Annotated in this window: 1 protein-coding gene; it reads left to right on the top strand. The window is 54.5% G+C overall.

What is annotated here, in order from left to right; all coding sequences use genetic code 11:
• Positions 1–88: 88 nt before the first annotated feature.
• Positions 89–1,114, top strand: a complete 1,026-nt coding sequence (locus tag TH25_RS24585) for an IS110 family RNA-guided transposase (protein WP_114090866.1) — start codon at positions 89–91, stop codon at positions 1,112–1,114.
• Positions 1,115–1,379 lie beyond the last annotated feature (265 nt).

Genomic DNA, 1,379 nt, shown 5'->3' with positions numbered 1-1,379 from the left:
TGATGGTGTGGACGGCCCTCACAAACCGGCATCAATGTGCCATAGTGCGTTGATCAGTTGGGCAAACACTATAAGGAGCCATCCACAGATGAAAGTTAGCACGCTCGGCCTGGATTTGGCCAAGAATGTCTTCCAGATTCACGGTGTCGACGACAAAGGGAACGTGACAGTTCGTCGCCAGTTGCGTCGTCAGCAAATGTTTTCATTCTTCTCGGATCTCCCTCCCTGTCTGATCGGCCTTGAAGCCTGTGGCACTGCCCATTACTGGGCCCGGGAGCTCGAAGCGCGCGGGCACGATGTCCGGATCATCCCGCCATCCTATGTGAAACCGTATGTTCGTCGCGGCAAGAACGACGCAGCTGATGCCGAAGCGATCTGTGAGGCTGTCGGTCGACCGAGCATGCGCTTTGTGCCGGTCAAATCGGAAGACCAGCAGGCCGCCCTGATGCAGCACAAGGCCCGCGAGCTTCTGATGCGCCAGCAAAACATGTTGGTCAACGCACTGCGTTCCCACATGGCCGAAATGGGGCTGATTGCCGCCCAGGGCCGAGAACGACTGGACCGTATTGTTGATGTCATCATGGAAGACGAGGATGAAAGCCTGCCGGCATTGGCTCGCGCATCACTACGGCCACTGGTTGCCATGCTCCAGGCCAATGAAGCTGCTATCGATGACATAGACCGGGCAATCAAGGCAGCCCACAAGGAAAATGAGGTTAGCCAGCGATTGGCCTCCATACCTGGTGTCGGCGTTCTGACTGCCAGTGCGATCGCAGCCACAGTGCCTGATCCTTCGTTCTTCAAATCCGGTAGGGAGTTTGCTGCATGGCTCGGTCTGGTACCGCGACAAAATTCCAGTGGCGGTAAGGAACGATTGGGCCGGATATCGAAACAGGGCAACCGGTATATTCGAAAGCTGCTTGTCATAGGTGCTACCAGCATGCTGAACGTTGTGCGCCGACAATCATCACGGCAGGCTGATTGGGCGAAACGGTTACTGGAACGTAAGCCGACAAGGCTTGTAACCATCGCCATGGCCAACAAAGCCGCGCGTATCGCTTGGGCTTTAATGACCAAAAAGGAAATATATCGGGCAACAACGATTGCGGCATAGAACACACCGTTTTTAGATCCCAAGGGATTACAACAGGTTAGCAAGGTGAGCAGATATTGATGTGAACCGGTCACTACCGGGATATCGGACACTCCAGCACTTTCCAAGCGGCCACTTGACCGCGTTTATTTGATCGGAACCGACATCCGCGGACTTCATCAGGGCCAGACGATTTATCGTCACCAACAGGCCGGATACATGGAAGCACCTGACCAGGTTACAACAGTTCTATTTTTCCTTGCTTTCAGTGGGCCGTCCATACATG

Source organism: Thalassospira profundimaris (genome assembly GCF_003326755.1).
GTDB classification, from domain to species: Bacteria; Pseudomonadota; Alphaproteobacteria; order Rhodospirillales; family Thalassospiraceae; genus Thalassospira; species Thalassospira profundimaris_B.
The sequence above is the reverse complement of the archived record's forward strand: the minus strand, read 5'-3'. Positions and strand labels throughout refer to the sequence as shown.